The 26957-nt window shown below is 64.5% G+C and carries 22 protein-coding genes; 12 read left to right on the forward strand and 10 right to left on the reverse strand.

Translation table 11 applies throughout. The features are described from left to right. Positions 1–88: 88 nt before the first annotated feature. From NLM27_RS20660 to NLM27_RS20685, 6 genes are all read right to left on the reverse strand, one after another. Positions 89–763 (reverse strand): spermidine synthase, encoded by a 675-nt coding sequence (locus NLM27_RS20660; RefSeq protein ID WP_254145062.1) that lies wholly within the window; start codon positions 761–763, stop codon positions 89–91. Positions 764–887: 124 nt separating this feature from the next. Beyond that, a complete protein-coding gene (locus NLM27_RS20665; RefSeq protein WP_254145063.1) occupies positions 888–4124 on the reverse strand; it encodes a bifunctional cytochrome P450/NADPH--P450 reductase in 3237 nt (1078 codons plus the stop codon). Between the two features lie 122 nt (positions 4125–4246). Continuing rightward, positions 4247–5242, reverse strand: coding sequence for an alpha/beta fold hydrolase (locus tag NLM27_RS20670; RefSeq protein WP_254145064.1), 996 nt, complete (start codon positions 5240–5242; stop codon positions 4247–4249). Between the two features lie 23 nt (positions 5243–5265). Continuing rightward, positions 5266–6816: a wax ester/triacylglycerol synthase family O-acyltransferase gene (locus tag NLM27_RS20675; protein ID WP_254145065.1), complete on the reverse strand. Its 1551-nt coding sequence runs from the start codon at positions 6814–6816 to the stop codon at positions 5266–5268. Between the two features lie 45 nt (positions 6817–6861). Next, positions 6862–7662: a triacylglycerol lipase gene (locus NLM27_RS20680; protein WP_254145066.1), complete on the reverse strand. Its 801-nt coding sequence runs from the start codon at positions 7660–7662 to the stop codon at positions 6862–6864. Next, a complete protein-coding gene (locus tag NLM27_RS20685) occupies positions 7662–7919 on the reverse strand; it encodes a DUF6489 family protein (protein ID WP_254145067.1) in 258 nt (85 codons plus the stop codon). Before NLM27_RS20685 ends, NLM27_RS20680 begins: the two co-directional genes overlap by 1 nt. Before the next feature lie 303 nt (positions 7920–8222). Here NLM27_RS20685 and NLM27_RS20690 point away from each other — a divergent pair, with 303 nt between their 5' ends. From NLM27_RS20690 to NLM27_RS20745, 12 genes are all read left to right on the forward strand, one after another. Then, positions 8223–9818 carry an ABC transporter substrate-binding protein gene (locus NLM27_RS20690; RefSeq protein ID WP_254145068.1) on the forward strand — a complete coding sequence of 532 codons (1596 nt, stop codon included), beginning with the start codon at positions 8223–8225 and terminating at the stop codon, positions 9816–9818. Positions 9819–9922: 104 nt separating this feature from the next. Then, positions 9923–10903, forward strand: coding sequence for an ABC transporter permease (locus NLM27_RS20695; RefSeq protein WP_254145069.1), 981 nt, complete (start codon positions 9923–9925; stop codon positions 10901–10903). Between the two features lie 10 nt (positions 10904–10913). Beyond that, positions 10914–11885 carry an ABC transporter permease gene (locus tag NLM27_RS20700; RefSeq protein ID WP_254145070.1) on the forward strand — a complete coding sequence of 324 codons (972 nt, stop codon included), beginning with the start codon at positions 10914–10916 and terminating at the stop codon, positions 11883–11885. Positions 11886–11898: 13 nt separating this feature from the next. Continuing rightward, entirely contained in the window at positions 11899–12885 is a 987-nt protein-coding gene (locus tag NLM27_RS20705) for an ABC transporter ATP-binding protein (protein ID WP_254145071.1), read from the forward strand. Then, on the forward strand, positions 12882–13871 hold the full coding sequence (locus NLM27_RS20710; RefSeq protein ID WP_254145072.1) for an ABC transporter ATP-binding protein: 990 nt from the start codon (positions 12882–12884) through the stop codon (positions 13869–13871). The genes NLM27_RS20705 and NLM27_RS20710 overlap by 4 nt, the downstream gene beginning before the upstream one ends. Positions 13872–13952: 81 nt before the next feature. Then, positions 13953–15758: a gamma-glutamyltransferase family protein gene (locus tag NLM27_RS20715; protein ID WP_254145073.1), complete on the forward strand. Its 1806-nt coding sequence runs from the start codon at positions 13953–13955 to the stop codon at positions 15756–15758. Positions 15759–15767: 9 nt separating this feature from the next. Beyond that, a complete protein-coding gene (locus NLM27_RS20720) occupies positions 15768–16478 on the forward strand; it encodes a DUF1028 domain-containing protein (RefSeq protein ID WP_254145074.1) in 711 nt (236 codons plus the stop codon). After that, positions 16475–17464 (forward strand): ABC transporter ATP-binding protein, encoded by a 990-nt coding sequence (locus NLM27_RS20725; RefSeq protein WP_254145075.1) that lies wholly within the window; start codon positions 16475–16477, stop codon positions 17462–17464. Before NLM27_RS20720 ends, NLM27_RS20725 begins: the two co-directional genes overlap by 4 nt. Further along, positions 17464–18570, forward strand: coding sequence for an ABC transporter ATP-binding protein (locus NLM27_RS20730; RefSeq protein ID WP_254145076.1), 1107 nt, complete (start codon positions 17464–17466; stop codon positions 18568–18570). Before NLM27_RS20725 ends, NLM27_RS20730 begins: the two co-directional genes overlap by 1 nt. Before the next feature lie 22 nt (positions 18571–18592). Then, a complete protein-coding gene (locus NLM27_RS20735; protein WP_254145077.1) occupies positions 18593–20101 on the forward strand; it encodes an ABC transporter substrate-binding protein in 1509 nt (502 codons plus the stop codon). 10 nt (positions 20102–20111) lie between these two features. After that, the gene (locus NLM27_RS20740; RefSeq protein ID WP_254145078.1) at positions 20112–21053 is read left to right on the forward strand and encodes an ABC transporter permease; all 942 of its coding nucleotides are present in this window, start codon (positions 20112–20114) and stop codon (positions 21051–21053) included. Positions 21054–21056: 3 nt separating this feature from the next. After that, positions 21057–21941, forward strand: a complete 885-nt coding sequence (locus tag NLM27_RS20745; RefSeq protein WP_254145079.1) for an ABC transporter permease — start codon at positions 21057–21059, stop codon at positions 21939–21941. Here NLM27_RS20745 and NLM27_RS20750 read toward each other — a convergent pair. Genes NLM27_RS20750 through NLM27_RS20765 form a run of 4 tightly spaced genes read right to left on the reverse strand, consistent with a single transcriptional unit; the run spans position 21938 to position 26927 of the window. Continuing rightward, the gene (locus NLM27_RS20750; RefSeq protein WP_254145080.1) at positions 21938–22684 is read right to left on the reverse strand and encodes a hypothetical protein; all 747 of its coding nucleotides are present in this window, start codon (positions 22682–22684) and stop codon (positions 21938–21940) included. The genes NLM27_RS20745 and NLM27_RS20750 overlap by 4 nt on opposite strands. 9 nt (positions 22685–22693) lie before the next feature. Continuing rightward, complete coding sequence (locus NLM27_RS20755; RefSeq protein WP_254145081.1) at positions 22694–23944, reverse strand: adenylate/guanylate cyclase domain-containing protein; 1251 nt, start codon at positions 23942–23944, stop codon at positions 22694–22696. Further along, positions 23941–24330 carry a response regulator gene (locus tag NLM27_RS20760; RefSeq protein ID WP_018315558.1) on the reverse strand — a complete coding sequence of 130 codons (390 nt, stop codon included), beginning with the start codon at positions 24328–24330 and terminating at the stop codon, positions 23941–23943. The genes NLM27_RS20755 and NLM27_RS20760 overlap by 4 nt, the downstream gene beginning before the upstream one ends. Further along, positions 24327–26927 carry a cache domain-containing protein gene (locus NLM27_RS20765; protein WP_254145082.1) on the reverse strand — a complete coding sequence of 867 codons (2601 nt, stop codon included), beginning with the start codon at positions 26925–26927 and terminating at the stop codon, positions 24327–24329. Before NLM27_RS20765 ends, NLM27_RS20760 begins: the two co-directional genes overlap by 4 nt. Positions 26928–26957 lie beyond the last annotated feature (30 nt).

The following is a 26957-nucleotide window of genomic DNA, read 5'->3' on the forward strand; positions in this document are numbered from 1 at the left end:
ACAGTGGAATTGGTGGGCACGCTTCGCTTTGCCCACCCTACAATTCCGACATCGTGGATTCGGGGCTCGGCGCAGCACAAAGAAACTGCTAGCTCTTCCTTGCCATCCAGATCACATGGCGCGCGCCGCCGCCCCTTCCGGTGGCGCGGACGTTGACTTCGTTGACGTCGAAGCCGGCGCGGCCGAGGCGCTTCGTGAATGCGGGGTTGGGTCCCGAAGACCAGACGGCGAGAACGCCGCCCGGCCGCAGCGCCGTCTTTGCCGCCGCGAGCCCGCTCGCATTATAAAGCGCATCGTTGCCCTTCCGAGTCAGCCCTTCCGGCCCGTTGTCGACGTCGAGCAGAATGGCGTCGAAGGCGGACCGCTTCGCCCGGATGATCTCGCCGACGTCGGTCTCCCGGATGTTCACCCTGACATCATCGAGGCTGTCACCAAAAACCTCCGCCATCGGACCTCGCGCCCAGGCGACCACCGCCGGCACGAGCTCGGAGACCACGATGTTCGCCTTATCTCCGAGCACGGCGAGCGCCGCACGCAGCGTAAAACCCATGCCCAGGCCGCCGATGAGCACGACGGGTTTGGCGACCTTCTCGATCTGCTTCGCCGCGAGCGTCGCGAGTGCGGCCTCCGAGCCCGACAGGCGGCTGTTCATCAGCTCGTTGCTGCCAAGCTTGATGGAGAACTCCTTGCCGCGTCGCATCAGGCGGAGTTCGCCATCGGAGCCGGGAATTTGGGCGGTGTCGATCTTTTCCCAGGGAATCATGCGTGACGTTTAGCACGATCGCAATTCGTAGGGTGGGTTAGCCGAAGGCGTAACCCACCTCTTTACTTTCCGCTTGGACAGAATTGGTGGGTTACGCTTCGCTAACCCACCCTACAATCTCGCCCTACCCGCCCGCCCAGACATCCAGCACATACCGGTTCTTCGCGCCCATCTCCTCGATCCAGCGCGCAGCTGTGGCGGCATCGCTGCCGCTCTTCTCGCGATGGATTGCGACGAGCGCAGCCTTCACATCGGGCTCCATCTTGCTGCCATCGCCGCAGACATAGACGATCGCGCCCTGCTCAATCAGTGGCCACACCTTGTCCTTCTGCGCGGCAAGCACGTGCTGCACATAGGTCTTCGGCCCGTCCGCACGCGAGAACGCCGTGAAGAGCTCGGTGACGCCACTTGCCGCCAATGCCTTCAGCTCGTCCGCGTAGAGAAAATCCTGGTCGGGATGGCGGCAGCCGAAGAACAGCATGGCTGGGCCGAGTGCGGCCCCCTTCGCCTTGCGCGCGGCGCGCTCCTGAAGGAAGCCGCGGAACGGAGCAAGTCCCGTGCCCGGGCCGATCATGATGATGGGCGCGGTTGGATCATCGGGAAGCCGGAAACCGGCCTTGGTCTCGCGCACGGTCGCATAGATGGCATCGCCCGCGCGACGGTTGGCGAGATAGTTCGAGCAGATGCCCTTGTACGTGCCCCGCCCGGAAGCGGCAGGTCCCTCCACCACGCCGACGGTGACGCTGCAACGCACCGGGTCGACCGACGGCGAGGACGAGATCGAGTAATAGCGGGGCGCGAGCAACGAGAGCATTTCCAGGTAGACATGGAACGGCAGTTCGCAGGCAAGGTACTCGAGCAGCATGTCGAACACCGATTTGCGCCTCGCCAAAATCTCGGTGCGGTAACGCTCGAGCGTTTCAGGCTCCTCGCCGACGAAGGCCAGAAGCTTCGGCTTGGTGACCGGGCAGCGGGTGTGCTCGGCCATGGTCTGGATCTGCTTTCGGGTCGCCACTTGCTGCAACTCGACGAACTCGCTGAGCAGGCGTCCGACCGATACGGCATTGCCGACCGGCAATTGCGCGCGGCGGCCTTCGGCGACCTGAAGCCTGATCTGGTCGGCCGGCAGGAAGCCGAAGCGGCGGGCAACAGAATCCACCAGCGTCGGATCGTTGCGCGGGACGACGCTTAGGTGATCGCCGACGCGATAAGTGATGTTGGCCGGCAGTTGCACCTCGATGTGGCGCGTCGAGCGCTCCGACGGATTGGACCCGCTCCTGTTCTGGAGTTCGTCGTTGACCAGCACCTTCATCGCGACCGCACCGCCCTGGGCCACGATGGTGTTGACGGCGGTCACCGCAACAGGCTCGATCGCGTAGAGCGGATCGTCCTCCGCGGTCCGGGTAAAATTCCAGTCGATGCCGAATTCCTTGGTCGCGACCTGCGCCGCCGCGGGGAACCATTTCTGGAACTGGCCGTCGAGATCGCTGCGTGCATCGCCCTCGCCGCGCGGATAAACCGCGCGCGCACCGTGCTTCGACAATTGCTCGTCGATGAAGCGCGGCACCGATTGATAGGTCGCGGCCCAATCGCTGTTGCCGCAGCCAAACACGGCGTAGCGCACTTTGGCAAAGGCATCCTTCGGCAGATCGTCACCCAGCCATTTGACGAACTGGGTCGCATTGTCAGGCGGCGCGCCGTTGTAGGAGGCGCAGATGATGAGTACGCCCCCCTCCTGCGGCAGGTTGCCGACGTAATCGTCAAGCGGGCCAAGGTGCACGGCAAAGCCGTTGATCTCGGCGAGGTCGGCCATGCGCGTTGCGAGCTCCTCGGCGGTACCGAGATTGGAGCCGTAGAGCACCAGCATCGGCGTGTTGTGGCCGGGCCGTGTCGTCGGTTGGCGCGGCGCCTTCGGCCCTGAAGCCGTCGCCACCACGGGCCCACCATAGGCACCGCGCTCGCGGTCGGCGCGCGGGCGCACCTTGATCTTGAAGCCTTCCGGCTTCATCGTCAGGGTTTCCTTCAGGTGCATCTGGTAGCGCTGGTGGTCAATCAGCTTGAAGCGCTGGAGGATCATGCCGAGCGCGAGCGCAGCCTCGTGCATGGCGAAGCCGCGCCCGATGCAGGCGCGCTGGCCGTTGCCGAACGGCTTCCAGGCATTGAGCGGCCGCTTGGCTTCCGCCTCGCGGCTGAAATTCTCGGGATCGAAGGCATCGGGGTTCGGCCCCCAGACTGAGGGATCGCGATGCAGCGCGGTCACCAGGATGGTGGTGAAGGTGCCCTTCCTGAGCCTGTACTTACCGCCGCCGATGGTTTCGTCGCTCAGCGGGGAGATGCCATAAGCCGGCGCCGGTGGCCACAGCCGCAGAGCCTCTTTGAGGATCTGCGTGATGTAGGTGAGCTGCGTCACCTGCTGATAGGTCGGCTTCGCATTGACATCGGGACCGAAGACACGGTCGACCTCGTCATAGGCCTTCTTGAGAATGTCCGGATGCTTGAGCAGCGCATAGAGCGTGTAGGACAGCAGGCCGCTGGTGGTCTCGTGACCCGCGATCAGGAAGGTGTTGATCTGGTAGCGGATGTTGATGTCGTCGAGCTGCTCGCCGGTCGAACGGTCGACGCCCGTCATCATCGCGGACAGCATATCCTTCTTGTCGTCGATCCCCTCGGCACTCTTGCGGCGCTCGGCGATGATCTCGTCGACCATCTTGTTCATGAAGGCGACGTCTTCGGCGAGCGTCTTGCGCCGCTTCTGCATCCAGATCTGCTCGAACGGAAGGCCGCGCGTCATCATGATGGTTTCGAGCGAGCGCACCAGCGACTCGACGAAGGGATGGTAGTCGCGCCGGTAGAACGAGTTGAAGCGATACTCGAAGCCGCACAGGCCGATCGTGTCGAGCGTCAGCGCGGTCATGTCGTGGACGACGTCGATCTCGTCGTCGGCGTTGAGGCGCTCCCATTTGTGGACCAGCTGCTCGGCGATATCGACCATGCTCGGGTGGTACGACTGCATGGCGCGGTTGCCGAACGGCTGCAGCAGGATGTTGTGCGCCTTGCTCCAGTTCGGCTCTTTGGTATCGGCCGTGAACAGGCCATCGCCGCCGACCGCACGCACGCGCCGCAGCGCACCGCGCACCGTCTTGTCGAACCGCTTCTCGTCGGAGAGCTCGTCGACGAGATCGTGGCCGGAGACGACGACGATCGGCGAGCCCATCATGTCGAGCCAGAAGATCGGACCGAGCTCCTTGGCCAGCCGCGTCAGGTGCTGCACGGGGGCGGCCGAGTCCAGCGACAGCATGTTGCCGACCACCGGCTTGGTCGGTGGATGCGGAATCGGATCCAGTCGGTTCTTGGATGACATTGAATGCGCTTCCCCCTGATCGGTATTCAACGCCGTCATTGCGAGCGAAGCGAAGCAATCCAGAATGTGCCAGCGGTTACATATCTGGATTGCTTCGTCGCTTCGCTCGTCGCAATGACGGGCTAGCCAAACCGCCTTCTACGCCATTCGATCAGCTTGGCGCTGACCTCTTCCGGCTTCTCCTGCTGCGTCCAATGGCCGCTGTCGCGGACCAGATATTTTTCGAGATCGGGAATCAGCTTGTCCATGCCATCGGCGGAAGATGGCGGCAGCACCGCGTCGTTCTCTGCCATGATCATCAGCGACGGCACGCGCACCGTATGATCGAGCCCTTCGGCGCGCGTCCAGTTGCGCGACATGTTGCGGTACCAGTTGATGCCGCCGGTGAAGCCGGTCCGGGTGAAGTTGTCGACGAACACCTGCTTCTCTTCCGGCGACAGGATCGGTGTACGCGGATCGTGCTTCGCGTCATAGGCGGCGATCATTTGCGGAAACGCCAGATTGACGCGCGGCGAAGCGCCGACGCCGGCAACCACTTCCTCGGCCGGCGCATCGGGCGGGCGTGGCGCCGGCTTGCGCATGAACGCATCGAAAGTCTGTTCGACGCGACTGCCGAAAATCCTGTCGGGCTCCCGCGCGGGATCCTGGAATTGCACGATGTACATCTTCTCGCCGAAGCGCGCGCGCAGGAGCTCGATCGGGTCAGCCCAGGCACGGTTGGTATGAGGCGTGTTGATGCCGACCACCCCCGCAACCCGCTCGAGATGCCGCAACGGCATCTGCCAGACGATGAAGCCGCCCCAGTCGTGACCGACGAAGATCGCCTTGTCGATGGCAAGATGATCGAGGAGTCCGACGAGGTCGCCGGTCAGGTGCTCGATGTCGTAGGTCTCGACCGGCTCGGGCCGGTCGGTCGCGCCATAGCCACGCTGATCCGGCGCAATCACGCGGATCCCGGCCTCGCTCAGCGCCTTGATCTGGTGACGCCAGGAGAAGGCGAGCTCGGGCCAGCCGTGGCACAGCACGACCGGCGGGGTGTCCGTCACCGGACCCGCCTCGTAATAGCCCATGCGGATTCCGTTCGTCTGCACGAACTTGAGCGGCGGCATTTCAATCATTGCGAACGTCCTGAATAAATTTCTTATTCCGCGGCGCCCTTGACGTCGGTCGCCCGCGGCGCGTAGGCCGCCTCCAGTGCGGCAAACTCCTCCGGCAGCATGTCGCACATCACCTGCACGTGCGGGATGATGTTGGCGCCGACGATGAAGCCGAAATCGAGCTGGTCGCGATAACTCTGCACGGTGATGTTGAGCGCCTGCCCGTGTGTCGAGATCGACACCGGGAAGATGTGCAATAGCTCGGCACCAGCAGCATAAAGCGTCTGCCGCGGTCCTGGCACGTTGGACACCGTGATGTTGGCGGCCGGCGGCAGCACGTCCGAGAGGTTCGAGCGGCTGTAGAGCAAGGCCAGGATCTGCACCATGATCGGCGCGCCCAGCATCGAGATGTTGGAGACCTGCGGCATGAGCGCGCGCAGCGGATGCGACATCTCCTTGGATTTGGTCGATTGCGCGATGATCGCTTCCAGTCGCGCCTTGGGATCGTCGACGTTGGTCGCAATCGCGCAGATCATGCCGAACACTTGGTTGTTGGCCTCGGTGTTGCCCTCCTCGCGTAGCGAGATCGGCACGGCGGCAGTCAAGGATTTCGCCGGCAGCGTACCGTATTGCTGGAGATAGCGGCGGACCACGCCGGAGGCGAGCGCCAGCACGACGTCGTTGAGCTTGCCGCCGGCCTGCTTGGCCAGCGCCTTCGCCCGCGACAACGAGATCGACACACCGGCGAAGCTGCGCTCCGACGAAATCGTCTTGTTGAGCAAGGTCGGCGGCGACACCATGCTGGCAAGGCTCTCGCGCGACTTGGGATCGGCGACCTTGCCGAGCACGTCGGACACGCTCTTGAGCACGGTCGGGATGTTGCCGGCAAAGCGCACCGCGCTCTCGATCTGGTACATCGCATTGTCGAACAGAATCGAGCCGATGTCGCTCTTGCCGGTGCGGGGCAGTTGCAGGTTCTTCGCGGCGGCCGATGCATCGAGCGGCTGGCTGAAGAGCTGCTGATAGGAATCGAGCAGGTTCGCAGCGATGTCGCGCGGCTCCTGCCCGGGCTTGGCTCCTGCCGTCGGCGGATCGACCTTCCGCGGGATCGGCGAGATATCGTAGATCATGTTGGTCAGCGCCGCCCCGGCGCCGCCGTCGATGGCGGCATGGTGCATCTTCGAATAAAGTCCGACCTCGTTGTCCTTCATGCCTTCGAACACGTAGAATTCCCAGAGCGGGCGGGCGCGGTTCAAGAGCTTGGCGTGCATCCAGCCGACGATGCGCTCGAGCGTGGCGCGGTCGCGCGGCTGCGGCAGGCTGGCGCGGAAGATGTGACGATCGATGTCGAACTGGTCGTCCTCGACCCAGGAGGGATGATCGATGTCGAGCGGCGCCTTCTCCAGCCGCGCCTTCAGGATCGGCGCAATGTGCAGGCGCGAGACGATCATCGCCTTGAAGTCTTCGAAGAAGTCGCCCTTGTAGTCGTCAGGCAGGCGGAAGATCGCCATGCTGCCGACATGCATCGGCATTTCCGGCGTTTCCAGATAGAGAAACGACGCGTCCAGCGACGACAGCTTCTTACCGTCAGCCATAATTCCCTCCGCTAATTTCGACGGGCGCCTTGGTCGCGCTTCTCGTCAGGCCGATACTGCCTGTTCCGGCGGGGCATATGCAATGGCAAACGGCCCGGCCCGGTCAAATGGCCAAAACTCCCCCTCCGGTTGCGCCAGGCGGTCCGCCACGGCCCATAGCGCCGCGGGGTTCACTCCGAGCCCGATATGGCTCGCCAGGTGCACTTCGATGTTCTCGGCGCGGTCGGAGGGACGGAGCAGGCAGGTTCGCCAGTTCACGACACCGTCGGCGCGCGAATAGATCGACGTCGCCGGCACCGGCAGGTCCCCGGCGATCGCCTCGCGCAGTTCGGCCAAGTCCCCGACGCGCTCGCCGGACAGTGCCTCGTAGAGCCGCGTGGCGTTGGTCGCCCGCACATCGTTGGCGAAAGGACTGCCGAGCGTAACGACATAACGCACCATGTCCGGCGCCTGGAGCGCGAGATCGCGGGCATAGACGCCGCCGAGGCTCCATCCGACCAGGCTGACCTTGCGCCCCGTGGCGGCGTGGATCTCGGCCAGGCGCCTGCGCAGCGCATCCCGCATCCGTGCCAGCCCGCCGAGATTGCGGCCCATCCGCCAGGCATGTGCCTCATAACCGAGCTCGCTAAGATAGCGCCGCATCGGTGCCATCGAGAGATCGCTGGCGAGGAAGCCCGGCAGCGCCAGCACCGGATGGCCGTCGCCCCTCGGCGCGCGCATCAGCAGCGGTGACAGCAGCAGGCTCGCATTGAATTCGAACAGACCGCGGGCCTCGGCAAGCAGCAGGCCGAGGGCCGGCGGACGAAGCCGGCCTGAATCAGGCATCCCGTCCGGCCCGGACGACACTATTTCTTCTTGTCGCCGCTGCGCGGTCCGCCGAGGCCGGCCATCGCGACGAACATGTCCTGAAACCGCTCGGCGAGCTTCGGATCGAAGGTGAACCAGCTCTGGATCAGCGATTCCGGCGAAACCTTCTCGATGTTGCTCAGCACCTGCTGCTGCAGCTTGTCCATCACCGCCGTCTGCATCGGAGCCACATCGGGCAATCCGAAGAACTGGCGGGCCTCAAGGGGGGTGCAGTCGATTTCGATGTTAACCTTCATGTCCCCTCCGGATGAGATTCGAGCGGCCTGTCGCAGTATCGCCGCGAGTTGTGGTGCGACGCAAGCGACCTGATGGCGGCGCGACATGTCCCGAGCCGCAATCGGCCGAATATGGTCAACCAAAGTCGAAAGCCGCAGGCCTCCATGCCAGGTGGCACGATCAACATTGCTGCACAGCGGTGCAACTTGGCGCGTTCTTTGCTGGAATGACGCTTGCACGGGTCGATAACTCTGGGCAACATGGATTAATCGGCCGGCCGAACAAATCAAAAATCACCGGCACGGCAGCGGAGAGGGTCAAGAATGTCAGTAGGTCGAAGTCTGTTTGCGGCGACGCTCGCCGGTACGTTTGCATTGACGGTCTCTCCGGCGTCCAGCCAGACGCTGCGTTATGCCAACCAAGGTGACCTGAAGTCGCTCGATCCCTATACCCTCAACGAGAGCACCACCCACGCCCATCTGAGTCACGTCTATCAAGGCCTCACCGCCCGCGACAAGGACCTCAAGATCATTCCGGCGCTGGCGGAAAGCTGGGAAACTCCGGAGCCGACCCGCTGGCGCTTTCATTTGCGCAAGGGCGTGAAATTCCACAACGGCGATCCCTTCACCGCCGACGACGTGCTGTTCTCCGCCGATCGCGTCCGCAAGAAGGGGTCAAATATGCAGACCCGCCTTGCGCCCGACGTCAAGGTGGTCAAGGTCGACGACTACACCGTCGATTTCGTCCTGCCCTCGCCCAATCCCATCCTGCATAACTCGTGGGATGTCTGGTACATCATGGACAAGAAATGGGCGGAGGCGAACAACGTCGTCGATCCGACGCCGGTGGCGGCGACCACGCCGAGCTACGCCTCGCTCCACGAGAACGGCACCGGCCCCTTCATCATCGAAAGCCACCAGCCCGGCGTGAAGACCGTGTTCAAGGCCAACCCCAATTACTGGGGCAAGATGGAAGGTAATCTGAAGGAGATCATCTTCACCCCGATCGCCTCCGATGCCACCCGCGTCGCCGCACTGCTCTCCGGCGAAGTCGACGTCATCGAGCCGGTGCCGATCCAGGACATCTCCCGCGTCGATTCAAGCCCGAATGCCCAGGTGCTGAAGGGGCCGGAGCTGCGCACCATCTTCATCGGCTTCGACCAGACCCGCGACGAACTGCTCTACTCCAACATCAAGGGCAAGAACCCATTCAAGGACGTCCGCGTCCGCGAGGCCTTCTACAAGGCGATCGACATCGAGCTGATCAAGAAGCGCGTGATGCGCGAGCTGTCAACGCCATCGGCGCTGATGATCGCGCCGGAATTGTTCGCGCTGTCCAAGGAGTTCACGAGGCCGAAATTCGACCCTGATGGAGCCAAGAAGCTCCTGACCGAGGCCGGTTATCCCGACGGCTTCGAGGTCACGATGGACTGCCCGAACGATCGGTACGTCAACGACGCGGCGATCTGCCAGGCGGTCGTCGGCATGCTTGCCCGCATCGGCGTCAAGATCAATTTGCTGGCGCAGCCGAAGGCGCAATACTTCGCCAAGGTGCTGAAACAGGGCGGCTACCAGACCTCGTTCTATCTGCTGGGCTGGACGCCGAGCACGATGGATTCCCACAACGTGCTCTATGACATCATGGGCTGCCGCGACGATGCCAAATCCTCGCGCGGTGAGGCCAATCTCGGCGGCTACTGCAACAAGGAGTTCGACGCCATCACCGACAAGGTGCTGGTCGAAACCGACACCGCCAAGCGCAACCAGCTGATCAAGCAGGCCTACGAAATCAGCATCAAGGACTGGGCCTACATCCCGCTGCACCAGCAGGCACTGGCCTGGGGCGTATCGAAAAAGGTCAACCTGCCGCAACGCGCCGACAATCTGGTCATGTTCCATTGGGCGACCAAAAAGGAATAGCGTCGGTTAAATACGAGGTCCCGGCAGCACCAGGCTTCCGGGACCTTTCCTTTTCCGGCTGACAAAGACGTCGGCTAGAAGCCCACTCAAGGAAAGTGGAAGGAATGCTCGCTTTCACTCTTCGCCGCGCCATTCAGGCCATCGGCGTCATGTTCGCCGTCGGTATCATCGCGTTCTCGATGTTCCGCTTTGCCGGCGACCCCGTCAACCAGATCGTCTCGATCGACACCTCGGCGGCCGAACGCGAAGTCGTGCGCAAGTCGCTCGGCCTCGACGATCCCGTGCCGGTGCAGTTCGTGCGCTATTTCGCCGACGCCGCGCAGTTCAAGTTTGGCGTCTCCTACCAGTTCCGCCAGCCGGTCTCGGCATTATTGATGGAGCGCATGCCGGCGACACTGGAGCTTGCGATCTGCGCGACCGTCTTCGCAATGGTGTTTGGTATCCTGATGGGCGTCTATTCGGCGCTCAAGCGCGACACCGTGCTCGCCAAATTATTCCAGGCTGTTTCGCTGATCGGCATCTCGTTGCCGACCTTCCTGATCGGCATTCTCCTGATCTATCTGTTCGCGGTGACATTGGGCTGGTTACCCTCGTTCGGCCGCGGTGAGGTGGTCAAGCTCGGCTGGTGGACGACGGGCCTGCTCACGCTGTCGGGCCTGAAGGCACTGATCATGCCCTCGATCACGCTCGGCCTGTTCCAGATGACCCTGATCATGCGGCTGGTGCGCGCGGAAATGCTGGAAGTGCTGCGGACCGACTACATCCGCTTCGCTCGCGCCCGCGGGCTGACCACCCGCGCCATCCATTTCGGCCATGCGCTGAAGAACACGCTCATTCCCGTGATCACGGTAGCCGGACTTCAGTTTGGCTCGGTTATTGCATTTTCGATCATCACCGAAACCGTATTCCAATGGCCGGGCATGGGACTGCTGTTCGTGCAGGCCGTGCAAAACGTCGATATCCCGATCATGGCCGCCTACCTGCTGATGGTCTCGCTGATTTTCGTCACCATCAATCTGGTGGTCGACATCCTCTACACCGTGGTCGATCCGCGCCTGCGCTCGACCATCGGTCGCGCCGCATAAGGCAGCCTGCATGTCCGACGCAGTCGTCTCCAATTCCGACAAGCAGGGCGCGCAGCCGACGCATGCCGCCCAGAGCTGGTTCAGCCGCGCACTCGACAGCGACCTCTTTTATTCGTTCCGACGCTCCAAGCTCACCATGGTGGCAGCCGCCATCACGATCCTGTTCTTCCTGCTTGCGATCTTTGCGTCCTGGCTCGCGGTGCAAAACCCGTTCGATCCGGCGCAACTGCAATTGATGAATTCGCGGATCTCACCGCTGTGGACCGCGGACGGCCAGAGCCCGTTCCTGCTCGGCACCGACGAGCAGGGCCGCGACGTGTTCTCCGCCATTCTCTACGGGATGCGCATCTCGCTCGCCGTCGGTGTGGCCGGCGTGATATTCGCTGGCGCGCTCGGCATCGCGCTCGGCCTGATCGCGGGCTATTTCGGGGGCGCGGTGGATGGCGTGATCATGCGGATCGCCGACGTGCAACTCACCTTCCCCGCCATCCTGATCGCGCTGCTGGTCAACGGCATCGCGAAATCGATCCTCGGCAACCGGCTGGATGCCACCAGCATGCTGCTGGTGCTGGTGATCTCGATCGGCCTGAGTTTCTGGGTGGGGTATGCCCGGACGGTACGCAGTTCGGTGATGGTCGAGAAGAACAAGGACTATGTGGCCGCCGCGCAGCTGATCGGCCTGCCTGCACCAAAGATCATGCTGCGGCACGTGCTGCCCAATACGATGGGCCCGATCCTGGTCATCGCAACCATCAACCTCGCGCTGGCCATCATCACCGAGGCCACGCTGTCCTTTCTCGGCGTTGGCCTGCCCGACACCATGCCCTCGCTCGGCACGCTGATCCGCATCGGCAACAACTACCTGTTCGCGGGCGAATGGTGGATCGTCGCCTTCCCCGGACTCGCGCTCGCTGCCCTGATCCTGTCGATCAACCTGCTCGGTGACTGGCTACGCGACGCGCTTAACCCGAAGCTTCGATGAGTATTCGTCGCCCATGACCGCCCCCGTCCTCTCCGTGCGTAATCTCAAGGTCGAATTCGCGGCACGCCGCGGCACGCTGCGCGCCATCGACGGCGTCTCCTTCGACATCGGCAAGGGCGAGGTGCTTGGCGTCGTCGGCGAATCCGGCGCCGGCAAGTCGGTCACCGGCCTCGCAGTGATCGGCCTGATCGATCCACCCGGCCGCATCGCCGGCGGCGAGATCCGTCTCGCAGGCGTGCGCGTCGACAATCTGCCGCCAGAGGAGATGCGCCGCATCCGGGGCAAGCGCATCGGCATGATCTTTCAGGATCCGCTCACCTCGCTCAATCCGCTCTACCGCGTCGGCGACCAGATCGTGGAGACGATCCGGACCCACCTCAATCTCTCCGAGGCGGCCGCTCGCCGCCGCGCCATCGACCTCCTGGCCGAAGTCGGCATTCCCGCGCCGGAAAAGCGCATCGACGGCTATCCCCACGAATTTTCCGGCGGCATGCGCCAGCGCGTGGTGATCGCGCTGGCGATCTGTGCCGAGCCGGAGCTGATCATCGCGGACGAGCCGACCACTGCACTCGACGTCTCCGTGCAGGCGCAGATCATCTCGCTGATCAAGCGGCTCGGACGCGACCACGGCACGGCCGTGATGCTGGTGACCCACGACATGGGTGTGATCGCGGAGACCTCGGACCGGGTCGCGGTGATGTATGCCGGCCGCGTCGCCGAGATCGGCCCTGTGCAGGACGTCGTGAAAAACCCGCTGCACCCCTACGCCAAGGGTCTGATGGGCGCGATCCCGACGCTGGCCGGCGACGACAAGCGCCTCGTGCAGATTCCCGGCTCCATGCCGCGCCTGTCGGCGATCCCGCCGGGCTGCTCGTTCAATCCGCGCTGCGCGTTCGCCTTCGACCGCTGCAGGGTCGAGCGGCCGGAGCCGCTACCGCGTGGCGCGCAGTCTGTCGCTTGCCACCTCTATGACAATGTGCCGGCGGAGAGCGCGGCATGAGCCTTCCCTTCGTCCAGGCCACCAATCTGCGCCGCGTCTTCGACGTCTCGAAGCCCTGGCTGAACCGCGTGCTCGAGGGCGGGCATCTCGAATATCTCAAGGCGGTCGATCACGTCTCCTTCGAGATCAGGAAGGGCGAGACGTTCGCCCTGGTCGGCGAATCCGGTTCGGGCAAGACGACGGTGGCGCGAATGGTCGTCGGCCTGTTGCCGCCGAGCTCCGGCGACGTCCTGATCGACGGCGTCTCCATGACCGACCCGCGGCAGGCGCCGGCGCGGCGCAAGCTGCGCCGCCGCATTCAGATGATCTTTCAGGACCCCTATGCGAGCCTGAACCCGCGCTTCCGCGTCGACGCCATCATCTCCGAGCCGATCCGCGCGTTCGATCTGATCCAGGGCGAACGTGACATCCAGGCGCGCGTCGGCGAGCTGCTCAGCCTCGTCGGCCTGCACCCTGACGACAGGCTGAAGTTTCCGCACGAATTCTCCGGCGGCCAACGTCAGCGCATCGCGATCGCGCGCGCGCTGGCATCAAACGCCGAGTTCATCGTCTGCGACGAGCCGACCTCGGCGCTCGACGTCTCCGTGCAGGCGCAGATTTTGAACCTGATGCGCGACCTCCAGGACAAGTTCGGCCTGACCTACATGTTCATCAGCCACAACCTCGCCGTGGTCCGTCACATGGCGAGCCGCGTCGGCGTGATGTATCTCGGCCGCATCGTCGAGATCGCGGAAGGCCGCGAGCTGTTCGCCCGTCCGCGCATGCCCTACACCAAGATGCTGCTGGGCGCCGTGCCTGATCTCGCCATGAGCGGCCGCCAGCGCATTCCGGTCAAGGGCGAGATCCCGAACCCGATCAATCCGCCCTCCGGCTGCGCCTTCAATCCGCGCTGCCCGCTGGCGTTCGATCTTTGTCGCAAGGAAACTCCGGAACTGATCGACGGCGTCGCCTGCCACGCGGTGAATACCGCGCCGGTCCCGGCGTGACGCGCGCGTGCCATGCGGCCTGCGCATTTGGCGGCGGCGTGGGCCTGTGATCAATTGCGCGCGTCGCAAATGAGGTAGCCCATGGCCAGCAATATCAATCCAGATCCGTTCACGACCAGGCCGGAGATCGAAGGCACCTTCGGCGTCGTCGCCACCACGCACTGGATCGCGACGGCCGTCGGCATGGCCGTCCTCGAAAGAGGCGGCAATGCCTTCGATGCCGGCGTCGCCACCGCCTTCACGCTCCAGGTGGTCGAGCCGCATCTCAACGGCCCCGGTGGCGACGTGCCTGTTATCGTTCACGACGTGAAGCGCGGCCGCACCGAGGTGATCTGCGGCCAGGGGCCGGCGCCGGCGCGCGCCACCATCGCGCATTACAAGAGCGAGGGCCTCGACATGGTGCCGGGCACCGGCCTGCTCGCGGCATGTGTTCCCGGCACCTTCGAATCCTGGATGATGCTGCTGCGCGACTATGGCACGATGCGCGTGCGCGACGTGCTGGAGCCCGCAATCTCCTACGCGCGCGACGGCTACCCGCTGGTCGAGCGCGCCTGCGCCACGATCCAGACCGTCGAGCAATTGTTCCGCAAGCACTGGCCGACCTCGGCCGCGGTCTATCTTCCGAACGGCGAGGTGCCGAAGCCAGGCACGCTGTTCACCAACAAGACGCTGGCGGCGACCTACGCGCGAATCCTGAGCGAGGCCGAAAGCGGCGGCGGCGGCCGCGACGCCGAGATCGAGCGGGCGCGAAAAGCGTGGTCGCAGGGCTTCGTCGCGGAAGCCATCGACAGATTCTGCCGCACCCAGGCAGTCATGGACGTCAGCGGCTCACCGCATCGCGGCGTGCTCTCGGCCGATGACATGGCGCGGTGGCAGCCGACGATCGAGGCGCCCCTCACCTACGATTATGGCCGCTACACCGTCTGCAAAGCCGGCGTCTGGAGCCAGGGTCCGGTGACGCTGCAACAGCTCGCGCTATTGAAGGGTTTTGCGCTTGATGGCCTCGACCCGACCGGGCCGGAGTTCATCCATCTCCAGATCGAATGCGCCAAGCTGGCCTTCGCCGACCGCGAAAAATTCTACGGCGACCCCAAATTCACCGAGATCCCGATCGCGACGCTGCTGTCGGATGCCTACAACGACGAGCGCCGCAAGCTCGTCACCGACAAGGCCTCGCTCGACTTCGTGCCCGGCACGGTCGAGGGTTATGGCGGGGTGGTCAAGCTGCGCCGTGCCGAGGGCCAGCGCGAGGCGGTCGGCGCGCTCGGTGCCGGCGAGCCGACGGTCGGACGCTTCGGAGAGGTGCGCGGCGACACCGTGCATTTCGACATCATCGACAAGGCCGGCAACATGGTGTCCTCGACACCGTCGGGCGGCTGGCTGCAATCCTCGCCGATCATTCCGGAGCTCGGCTTCTGTCTCGGTAGCCGCGCCCAGATGTTCTGGCTGGAGGAAGACCATCCCGCCGCGCTCGCGCCGGGCAAGCGGCCACGCACCACCCTGTCTCCGACCATGGCGCTGCGCGATGGTGAGCCGTATTTGGCCTGGGGCTCCCCCGGCGGCGATCAGCAGGACCAGTGGATCACTCAGTTCTTCCTGCGCCACGTCCATTGCAACCTCAACCTCCAGGAAGCGATCGACGCCCCGGCCTGGCACTCTGAGCATTTCCCGATCTCGTTCTGGCCGCGCACCGCGCGCCCGGGCGTGCTCGTGGTCGAGAACCGCGTGCCGAAGGCCACGATCGAGAATCTTCGCGAGCGCGGGCATATCGTCGAGGTCGGGCCGGACTGGTCGGAAGGCCGCCTCACCGCGGCCTCGCGCGTTGGTCCGCGCCGGCGCGCCGCCGCCAATCCGCGCGGCATGCAGGGCTACGCCGCGGGACGCTAAGGGCAGCACATGACCTGGTCGATCATTGCGCGCGATCCTGCCACCGGCCAGTTCGGCATCGCGGTTGCGACCCGTTTCTTCGCCGTCGGCGCGCGCGTCCCGTACATTGCGGCCGGACTCGGCGCTATCGCAACGCAGGCCTTCGTCAATCCCTATTACGGGATCGACGGCGTCAAGCTGCTGCGCGAGGGCCTCAATGCACACGACGTGCTGGCCTCCCTGCTCGCGACCGATGATGGTCGCGAAAGCCGACAGATCCATGTCATGGATGCCAGCGGCGAGATCGCCGCGCATACCGGGCGCGATTGCGTCGATTGGTGCGGCCACATCGCAGGCAGCGGCTTCTCCATCGCCGGCAATATGCTCGCGGGTGCCGACGTGCTCGACGAGACCGCAAAGACCTATATCGCCAATGACAGCCTGCCCTTTGCGCGCCGCCTGCTCGCGGCCATGCGAGCGGGCGAGGCCGCCGGCGGCGACAAGCGCGGCAAGCAATCGGCCGCGCTGCTGATCCACGGCGAGGAGGAATGGCCGGCGCTGGACATTCGTGCCGACGATCATCCCGACCCGCTCGGCGAGCTCGAACGCCTCGAGCAAGTCAGCCACGAGCTCTGGATGCACTTCCGCGCCTCGATGCCGACGCGGCAGAACCCGGCCGGCAACACCGATCGCAGCGTCATCGACGCCAGCATCGCAGCAGCGCGCGCAAGACGGTCATGAGCGCGGGCCCTCTCATCGATATCACGGATCTGCGCATCCGCTTCCATGGCGACGACGGCCGCGTCACCCACGCGGTCGACAGCGTCGACCTCAGCGTCGCCAATGGCGCGACACTCGGTCTCGTCGGCGAATCCGGCTGCGGCAAGAGCGTGACGTCGCTGGCGATCATGGGCCTGCTGCCGAAGGGAAGCGCGGAGATATCGGGCGCGATCCGCTTCGAGGGCCTCGATCTGTTGGAGACGCCGGACCAGACTCTGCGCGATCTCCGCGGGAACCGGCTCGCGATGATCTTCCAGGAGCCGATGACCTCGCTCAACCCGAGCCTCACCATCGGCGACCAGATCATCGAGACCATCCTGCGCCACCGCGGCGGCTCGCGGAAAAGCGCGCGCGAGCGGGCGATCGAGCTCCTGCGCCGCGTCCACATCCCTTCACCCGAGCGGCGGATCGACGAATATCCGCACAAGCTCTCCGGCGGCATGCGCCAGCGCGTGATGATTGCCATGGCGCTGGCCTGCGATCCGCGCCTCCTCATCGCCGACGAGCCGACCACCGCACTCGACGTCACCCTGCAGGCTCAGATCCTGGAGCTGATGCGGGAGTTGAAGGCGGCGAGCGGCGCCGCGATCATCCTGATCACCCATGATCTCGGCGTGGTCGCCGAGGTCTGCGACGAGGTCGCGGTGATGTATGCCGGCGAGATCGTCGAGCGTGCGCCGGTGGACGAATTGTTCGCAGCGCCGCAACATCCCTACACCGTCGGCCTGCTCGGCTCGATCCCGCGGCTCGACCATCGCGCCGAGCAGCTTGCGACGATCGAAGGCATGGTGCCGAACATGGCGCAGCCGCCCGCTGGCTGCCGGTTCGCCGCGCGCTGTCCCTTCGTGCTGGACGCCTGCACCGAAGCGCCGCCGCCACTCGTCGAAATCAGCTCCGGCCACCTCTCGCGCTGCATCCGCGCGCCGCTCGAACTCTTGGTGTCGTGATGGCGCTGCTCGAGGTCGAAGGCCTGGTCAAGCATTTCGTCGCCGAACGCTCGCTGTTCGGCCGCGCGCTGGCGCATGTCAAGGCGGTCGATGGCGTCAGCTTCTCCCTTGAAGCCGGCAAGACGCTGGCCATCGTCGGCGAGTCCGGTTGCGGCAAATCCACCGTCAGCCGCCTCGTCCTGCGGTTGATCGAACCGGATGCGGGCGCGATCCGTTTTGACGATCACGATCTCCTGTCGCTCGATGCCGAGGCGCTCCGCGCCTTTCGCCGCGAGGCTCAGATCATCTTCCAGGACCCCTACGCCTCGCTCAATCCGCGCATGACCGTCGGCCAGATCCTGACCGAGCCGCTGGTGCTGCACGATCTCGTGCCGGCGGCACAGCGGCGCGAACGGGTCGCCGAACTGCTGCGGCTGGTCGGGCTGGAGCCGCGGCTCGCGCGGCGCTATCCGCATGAATTCTCCGGCGGCCAGCGCCAGCGCATCGCCATTGCCCGTGCGCTCGCGGTCGAGCCGAAGCTGATCATCTGCGACGAGCCGGTCTCGGCGCTGGACGTCTCGATCCGCTCGCAGATCCTGAACCTGCTGCGTGCGCTCCAGGACCGGCTCGGCCTCGCCTACATTTTCGTCTCGCATGACCTCGCCGTGGTCAAGCACATCGCCGACCACGTGGCGGTGATGAATCTCGGCCAGATCGTCGAGACGGCGGAGGCGGACGAGTTGTTCGCTGCGCCGCGCCATCCCTATAGCCGCGCGCTGTTGTCCGCGATCCCCCTGCCGCAGCCCCACGCCAAGCGCGCGAAGGTCCTGCTGCAAGGCGAGATCCCGAGCGCGCTCAATCCGCCGGCCGGCTGCCGCTTCCATACCCGCTGCCCCTTCGTCGTCGAGCGCTGTCGCAGCGAGGCGCCGGAGCTGATCGCCGACGGCGCGGCCCATGCCGCCGCCTGTCACCGCGTGAGCGAGCTGCCGTCGGCCGAGGCCATCCTGCCGGCCGCCGGCGGGTTTTCGCCGGCACTGGCAAAATTGGTCGAGGCCTTCAGTCGAAAGACGGAAGGCGCTGCCCCTTCCGGGGTTGGTATACAAGGCACCGCGCCGACAACGACGTAGCCGAAGCAATGGGGACTGTCCGATGAAGATGTTTCGCTTGGCCGCAACGGCCACCGCCTTCCTGCTGTCGATCGCAACCGCGCAGGCCCAGACCACGCTGCGCATCGGCCTCGCCGAGGACCCCGATATCCTCGACCCGACCATGGCGCGCACCTATGTCGGCCGCATCGTGTTCTCCGCGTTCTGCGACAAGCTGTTCGACATCGACGAAAAGCTCAACATCGTGCCGCAGCTCGCGCTCTCCAGCGAAACCGCCGACGACGGCAAGGCGCTCGTCATCAAGCTCCGCCCGGGCGTGAAATTTCACGACGGCGAGCCGTTCGATGCGGAAGCCGCCAAGTTCTCGCTGGAGCGCCACCTGACATTCCCCGGCTCCTTCCGCAAACCCGAGCTGGCCTCGGTCGACCACATCGAAATCGTCGATCCCCTGACCGTCAAGCTGGTGCTGAAGTCGCCGTTCTCACCTCTGCTCGCCCAGCTCACCGATCGTGCCGGCATGATGATGTCGCCTAAAGCTGCCAAGGAGGCCGGCGACAAGTTCGGCCTGCGTCCGGTCTGCGCGGGCCCCTACAAATTCGTCGAGCGCGTGCAGCAGGACCGCATCGTGTTCGAGAAGTTTGCCGACTACTGGAACAAGGACAACGTCTTCATCGATAAGATCGTGTTCCAGCCGATCGTCGATGCCACGGTTCGGCTCGCGAACCTGAAGTCCGGCGGCCTCGACCTGATCGAACGCGTGCTCGCCACCGACCTCAAGGAGGTGCGCGCGGACTCACGACTGAAGGTCGCGACCGCAATCGAGCTCGGCTATCAGGGCATCACGCTCAATATCGGCAAGGACAAGGCCAAGGGCCCGCTCAGCCAGTCCGCCAAGGTACGGCAGGCGCTCGACCTCGCGATCGACCGCGAGGCCATCAACCAGGTCGTGTTCAACGGCGAGTTCCAGCCTGGCAATCAGTGGGTCAATCCCGATCATCCCTACTATCAGAAATCGCTTCCGATCCGCCCCCGCAACGTGGAGAAGGCCAAGGCGCTGCTGAAGGAAGCCGGCGTGACACCGCCGGTCAGCGTCGATTTCCTGGTGTCGAAGGGCGCGGAGACCGAGACGCCAGCGCAGGTGATCCAGTCGATGGCGGCTGAAGCCGGCTTCGACATGAAGCTCCGCGTCACCGAATTCGCGACCGGGCTCAAGCAGGCCGAGGCCGGCGACTACCAGGCCTTCATGCTGGCCTGGAGCGGCCGCGTCGATCCCGATGGCAACACCTTCGTCTTCCTGCACAACGGCGCGCCACAGAACTACGGCGCCTGGAATAATCCGCAGGCCGACAAGGCGCTGGAGGATGCGCGCCTCGTGACCGACCTCGCCAAGCGCAAGGCCAGTTACGAAGCCCTGGCGAAACTGGTCCAGGACGAAGAGCCGCTCCTCTATCTCTACCACCGCCGCATCATCATCGCGCACACCACCAAGCTCGAAGGCTATAAGCAGATGCCCGACGGGCTCGTACGTGTCATCGGCCTCAAGCTGAAGTGACGCAGCCAGAATGCTGAACTTCCTTGCCCGCCGTCTTGCGCAGATCGTGCCGACACTGTTCTTCGTCTCGGTGCTGATCTTCTCGCTGCAGCAATTGCTGCCCGGCGATCCCGCGCTGGTGATGGCGGGCGAAGAGCGCGATCCCGCCGTGATCGAGCAGATCCGGCGTCAGTACCGGCTCGATCAGCCCGTCCCCGTGCAGTACGCCTACTGGATCAAGGGCGTGCTGGCTGGCGATTTCGGCGAGTCCCTGCGCAACAAGATGCCGGTGCGCGAATTGATCGCGCAAAAGCTGCCGGTGACGCTGCAGCTCGGCTCGATGGCGATCATCATCGCGTTCCTGATCGGCATTCCCGCCGGCATCGTTGCGGCCGTGAAGAAAGGCACCGCCTGGGACTACGGCGCCAATTTCTTCGCGCTGTGGGGGATATCGACGCCGAACTTCTGGCTCGGCATCATGCTGATCTTCCTGTTCTCGATCGAGCTCGGCTGGCTGCCGGCCTCGGGCTACGTGCCGCTCACCGAGAACTGGCGCGCGAGCCTGGCGGCCACCATCATGCCCGCCTTCGTGCTCGGCAATGCGATTGCCGCGATCCTGATGCGGCATACGCGCAGCGCCATGCTCCAGGTGCTGGAGAGCGACTATGTCCGCACTGCGCGCGCCAAGGGACTGCTGGAACGCTCGGTCATCCTCAAGCACGCGATGCGCAATGCGCTGACACCCATCATCACGCTCGGCGCGCTCGAGCTCGGCACGCTGCTGTCAGGCGCCGTGCTGACGGAACAGATCTTCTCCATCCCCGGATTCGGCAAGCTGATCGTGGACGCCGTGTTCAACCGCGACTACGCGGTCGTGCAGGGCGTAGTGCTGGTGACGGCCACGGTCTACATCACGCTGAATCTCATTGCCGACATCGCCTATATCCTCGTCAATCCGCGGCTTCGAGGCTAACCCATGACCGACACGGCGCTGGCCAGCCCCGTCACGGAAGCTCACGAGCTGGATAGCCCGGCACGTCGCGCCCGGCGGCGCTTGTTCAAGCGCAAGGCGGCTGTGTTCGGCCTTGTCGTGATCATCGCGTTTATCGCGCTGGCGGTGCTTGCGCCACTCGTCGTCCCCTTCGATCCCATCGCGACGAGCTGGAGTCTGGTGCGCAAGCCGCCGACCGCCGCACACTGGTTCGGCACCGACGAGCTCGGCCGCGACATCCTGAGCCGCGTCATTTACGGCGCGCGGGCCTCGCTGCTCGCCGGCCTGATCTCGGTCGCGATCGCGCTCGGCATCGGCGTTCCGCTCGGCCTGCTCGCCGGCTATCGCGGCGGCTTCACCGACGCGCTGATCAGCCGGATCACGGATGCGATGCTGGCCTGCCCGTTCCTGATCCTGGCGATCGCGCTCGCGGCATTCCTCGGCCCGAGTCTTGGCAACGCCATGATCGCAATCGGCATCTCGGCCACCCCGATCTTCATCCGCCTGACCCGCGGCCAGGTGCTCGTCGTCAAGGCCGAGGATTATGTCGAGGCTGCGCGTGCGCTCGGCAATCCGCCGTGGCGGATCGCGTTCTCGCATATCCTGCCGAACATCCTGCCGGCGCTGCTGGTGCAGGCGACGCTGTCGATTGCAGCCGCCATCATCGCCGAAGCCGCGCTGTCCTTCCTCGGCCTCGGCCAGCAGCCACCGGCGCCGTCCTGGGGCAGCATGCTCAATGCGGCGCAACGCTTCCTCACCCAGGCACCCTGGATGGCGATCTGGCCGGGACTTGCAATCTTCCTCGTGGTGCTGTCGCTGAACCTGCTCGGCGATGGTCTTCGCGACGCCCTCGACCCGCGCCAGCGCTAGATCACCACCTCCCGCATCACGCGGCGGCAATCCATCTCATATTCGAGATCGACCACTGGCGGCCGGGCAAAATGCCAAGTGAGGCCGGAGCGCAAGGCGCCACGGCGAACCAGCTCGTCGACCAGCGCGTGGTGGAAGTCGTGGACGGAATAGGCCTGCACGCCAGTGGTGTCCTTCCAGCCGAAGCCGAAGGCCGCCAGGCGGTTCTCCATCTGCGACGTCGTCGTGAAGCGCACTTTCTCGCGAAGGCCCTCCGGGCTGAGGTCGCGGTAGCGCACCGTGCGCTCGACATAGGTCCCGCCGCCCTCGCGTGCCTCGGCGCCGCCGGCGATCACAAAGCTCGGCGCCTTGGAGCGTGCCGGGCGCGTGAAGCAGAACGCGTAGAACGATGGCTCGGACGGCGGGTCGATCTCGGGACAGACATTGCTGCGCGCCACCGGATTGCTGGTGCCGTCGAAAATGCCCCATTCGGACAGCGTCTTCACATAGTGCAGGTTGAACGCGCGAAAGCCCTCTTCGCTGAAGGCCGCCGGTGAACGCAGCTCACAGGCGCAGAACGCTGTCAGCGGACGCCCCGCCTCCTGGATGAATTTTCCGGCCAGCGCAAACCCCTCGGCAAGCGGCACCAGGCGGTCGAACCGGACGCGCTCGATCTCATAGCCCTCATCCGCGGCCGCGCCTGCCGAATACTGGAACACGGACGGAATGAAACGATAATTGCCGGCAGAGAACTCACGAACCATGACGCACTCCTATTCCAGTTGCATGCGAATGCCCTTGGCGCCGTTGAGCAGGCGCTTCAGGTGAAAGCCGGCCAGGGAATCGTCGGCGTGCATGCCGACCAGCGCGGCAAAGGCCGGCATGGCGGCGGCATCGCCGGCTTCCATCTTGGCAAACGCCTCGGAATAGAGCGCCGTCTCCGGCGCCTCGAACCTGGCCTGCGGCAGCGGCTCGAACGCGCGCAGCGGCTCACTGCGTCCGCGCAACATCAACTCACCCACAGGGCGACCCTGAAAGCTGTCGGCCGCGTTGGCGACGCTGGCGCTGACGCAAATGCGCGTTCCCAGGTACTTGTTGGCGGCCTCCAGCCGCGCCGCGATGTTGATGGAGTCGCCATATGCGGTGTAGTCGAAGAACCGATTGCCGCCAAAATTTCCGACCAGCGCCGGCCCCGCGTGAATGCCGATGCGGGTCGCGCCGAAGTTCACGCCCTTTGAGCGTTGGCGCGCACAAAAATCCTGCGCCCACGCATCGAGATCATGGGCACAGGCGACCGCACGGGTCGCATAGTCAGGCTGATCGCCCGGGGCATTGAACAGCACCTGGATCGCATCGCCGATGATCTTGGCGACCGTCCCTTCATGCGCGAAGACGACCTCGGTCATCCCGCCGACATACTCGTTGAGGAGCGCGCCAAGCGTTTCGGGCGGCGCAGTCTCGACCAGCGAGGTGAAGCCTGTGATGTCGGTGAAGATGGTCGCGACGTCGCGCCACTGCACCTGGATGCCCTCACCCTCGCCGCTTGCCGCCAGACGCTTGGCGAGCTCGGGCGAGAAATGACGCGACAGCGCGGCATGGGCACGCTCGGCCTCCATCTGACGCCGCCGCGCCTCGCGCAGCATCTCGACGTGACGAATGGTTTTGTCGATCGTGGCTTCCAGGTCGGCGAAATCGATCGGCTTGGTCAGGAAGTCGAATGCGCCGCGGTTCATGGCGGTGCGGATGTTGCTCATGTCGCCGTAGGCGGAGACGATGATGGTCGACTTCTTGTCCTCTGCTTCCTGCAGTTTCGCCAGCAGCGACAGCCCGTCCATGCGCGGCATGTTGATGTCGGAAACCACCATATCGACATGCGGATTCTGCTCGAGCGATTGCAGCGCGTCGAGGCCGTCGCGCGCGAACATGATATCGATGACACCGTCGCGGATCTGCCTGCGGAACTTTTGCAGGATCAACGCCTCGAGATCCGGCTCGTCATCGACGAAGAGGATGGTCGCAGTCATGCGGCTTGCTCGAGCCTCGTATCGATCTCCTGCCGCAGAAGCGCAAAGTCGATCGGCTTGGTGAGGAGCCCGACAGCGCCGCGCTCGATCGCCTTCCGGCGCGTTTCGGCATCGCCATAGGCCGTGATCATGATGACGGGAACGTCCGGATGCGCGGCGCGCACCTTCGGCAGCATGTCGAGACCGCTCATGCCGGGCATGTTGATGTCCGAGAGAATCAGGATCAGCGAGGGATCGCGAACCTCGGCGGCGCGCTTGAGCGCATCAGGCGCAGATGACGCAAATTCCATCTGGAAGCGGCCGGCGCGCAGCTCGCGCCGGAATTGCTGCCGGAACAACGCCTCGACGTCAGGCTCGTCGTCGACGACTAGGATGTAAACGTTCAAGTCTTGCCTCCGGAAGTGTCGCCCACCGCCATCGTGCGCGGCAGCGTGATGATGAATTCGGTGAATACACCGGGCGCGGTCTCCACCTCGATCGTGCCGCCGTGCTGTTTCACGACGATGTCATGACTCATGGAAAGGCCGAGTCCTGTGCCCTCGCCGGCCGGCTTGGTGGTGAAGAACGGATTGAACATCTTCTCCTTCACCTCGGGCGGAATCCCGATGCCGTTGTCGCGGATCCGAATTTCGACCTTGTCGCCCAGATTTTTCGTCGCAGCGCTCAAGGTGGGCTCGAAGGCGTCGCCTGCGCTCTCCTTGCGCTTGGCAGTGGCATAGAAGCCATTCGAGATCAGATTGAGGAAGACGCGCGTGATCTCCTGCGGATAGATGTCGACCATGCCTGCCGCCGGGTCGAAGCCACGCTGGAGCGTGACATTGAAGGACGGCCGTTCGGCGCGCGCGCCGTGATAGGCCAGATTGAGGCTTTCCTCAACGATCGCGTTGATGTCGACGGCGCGATGCTCGCCGGAGCCCTCGCGCGAATGCAGCAGCATGTTCCTGACGATGGAATCGGCACGCTTGCCGTGCTGCACGACCTTCTCGAGATTGGCCCTGAGCATACCGGTCAGCTCGTCGATATCCTCCTTCGACTTGGCGTCGAGCGCTGCCGATTGCAGCGCCCCGTTGAGTTCGTCGATCAACTCGGTCGAGACCGCGGAGAAATTGTTGACGAAATTGAGCGGGTTCTTGATCTCGTGGGCAATGCCCGCCGTGAGCTGGCCGAGGGACGCGAGCTTCTCGGTCTGGATCAGGCGGTCCTGCGCGGCGCGCAGGTCGTCGAGGGATTGCGAAAGCTCGCTGGTGCGTTCGCGAAGTTGCTTGAGCAGCCGTGCGTTCTCAATGGCAATGACGGCCTGGTTGGCAAAATTCTCTACCAGCGCGATTTGCTTGTCGGTGAATGCGCGAACCTCCCGGCGAAAGATTGTTATCACGCCGATCAGCTCGTCTTCCCGCAATAACGGCACCATAAGCGCCGTGCGAGCGCCTCCAACGTCAGCAAGCAAGACTGCCATTTCGGCTCCGGCACGATAGGCAGGGGCTTCGCGGACATCGAGAACGTGGGCAACCTGATGCGTTCTGGCAACCTCGGCAAGGCCGCTTTCGGGATGTGGTGCGAGCATCCTGCTCTGCTGTCGCGTGGCAGCAAATTGCGGGGGTAGATTGTAGTCCGATACCAGAGCGTATCGCTCCCCATCCCAGAGATCCATGACGCCAAAGCTCGCTCCGCAGACCCGCGTTGCATTCTCCAACATCTTGTTGAAGACCGGCTGTAATTCGCCCGCGGACGAACTGATGGCCTCCAAGACCTCAGAGGTTGCCGTCTGCTGCTGCAGGGACTCGCTCAATTCTGCCGTGCGTTGCTCGACCTTCTTTTCCAGATCGGCGTAGGATTCCTGCAAGCGCTCGCCCATGTGATTGAACTGGTCCGCGAGCCCTTCGAGCTCGTCGCCGGTCTTGATCGAGATGCGCTGGGAGAAGTCGCCGCCACCGATCCGCTCTGCGCCGCTGCGCAGCGCCTGGATCGGCCCTACCATGCGGCGCGCCAAAAAAATCCCGGCGAGCACAGCGAAGATCGATGCCGCCAGCAGCACGATCGCTAGTCGTTGCAACGAGGCGTAGAGCGCGGCATAGGCCTCTTCGACCGGCAATTCCACGAACATCGTCCAGCCGAGCGGCGCGATGGGGGCGGAGGCTGTCAGAACTTCCTGCCCCTGGATGTTGGTCGCCTCCTGCAATGAGTCCGGCATGGCGCCGCCACCGGCCTGGGCACCGCGCACCTGCTCGAGCTTGGACATGTCGGTATTGCGCAGCACGAGGCTGATATCGGGATGCGCGATCAGGCGTCCCTCCGGTCCCACCACGTAGGCGTGCCCGTGCTCGCCGACCTTGATCTGGGACACGACGTCCCAGATCAGCTTGAGATTGACCTCCGCGATGCTGACGCCGGCATCCTTGCGCGCGCCGGCCAGCGCCAGCGTCATATAGGGCTCGGAGTCCCTGCGGAAATAGACCGGACCGTAATAGACCTTGCGCGCGACCGCCTCGGTGAACTTCGGATCACTCGACAGGTCGATCCCGCTGTCGATCGCGTCCATGGCGAGCCGCGAGACGCGCAATCGCTCCTTTCCGGTCGCATCCACCTGGGCGATTTCGGTGATGGCAGGCACCTGACGGAGCAGCCGCAGCGCGTCGGACCGGCGTTGCTCGATCGATCCCCCCGTCCAGGGCAGTTGCGTGGTCCAGCCGAGCTGACTCTCGATCTCCTTGACGAACTGGCCAATCTTGGCCGCAGCCGCCTCCGCCTGCTCGTGCTGCACCCGGATCAGCGAGGCCTTGTGCTCACGATAATAAAAGAAGACCTCGAACAGGCCGTTGGCGAGCAGCGCGATGGCGACGACGGCCACGAACAGCGCCACGTATTTGGTGAATAGACGGGTTCGGATCCCCCGCCCCGCCGCTTCACCGGACACGACCTCGCCCGGGGGCGCGCTCGGCAGCGTCCTGGCTTGCGGGGTGTCGGGATGGAGGGAGAGGCTCATCCCGCGGAACCTAGCAAGAAGACCGGACCT

Source organism: Bradyrhizobium sp. CCGB12, from assembly GCF_024199845.1.
Classification (GTDB): Bacteria; Pseudomonadota; Alphaproteobacteria; order Rhizobiales; family Xanthobacteraceae; genus Bradyrhizobium.